Origin of the sequence: Microvirga arabica, assembly GCF_016811235.1 — a bacterium.
GTDB classification, from domain to species: Bacteria; Pseudomonadota; Alphaproteobacteria; order Rhizobiales; family Beijerinckiaceae; genus Microvirga; species Microvirga arabica.
In genome coordinates this window covers 1-512 of record NZ_JAFBID010000244.1, presented here as the reverse complement: position 1 = coordinate 512, position 512 = coordinate 1, and the positions used below count along the sequence as shown (strand labels likewise).

Genomic DNA, 512 nt, shown 5'->3' with positions numbered 1-512 from the left:
CCGCAATCCTCGCGCTATAGCGAGCTGGCCGAGCGGATCACCGAGAGCATCAACTTCATGCGGGCCATCGGGATCGATCCCGAGACCCATCCCGAGATGCGCTCGACGGATTTCTACACCAGCCACGAGGCGCTGCTGCTCGGCTACGAGGAGGCCATGACCCGGGTCGATTCCACGACCGGCGACTGGTACGCCACCTCGGGCCACATGCTCTGGATCGGCGACCGCACCCGCCAGCCTGATCACGCCCATATCGAATACATGCGCGGCATCAAGAACCCGATCGGGCTCAAATGCGGCCCGTCGCTCTCGGCCGATGGGCTGCTCAGGCTCATCGACACCCTCAACCCTGAGGACGAGGCCGGCCGCCTCACCCTGATCTGCCGCTTCGGCGCAGGCAAGGTCGCCGATCATCTGCCCGGTCTGATCCGCGCCGTCGAGCGGGAAGGGCGCACGGTGGTGTGGTCCTGCGATCCGATGCACGGCAACACCATCAAGGCAGGCTCGGGCTA

Annotated in this window: 1 protein-coding gene; it reads left to right on the top strand. The window is 65.8% G+C overall.

The window, feature by feature from the left end; translation table 11 throughout:
* Window positions 1-512 (top strand): 3-deoxy-7-phosphoheptulonate synthase (locus tag JQC81_RS32715; RefSeq protein WP_203275907.1); only part of this gene is annotated, 512 nt, incomplete at both ends.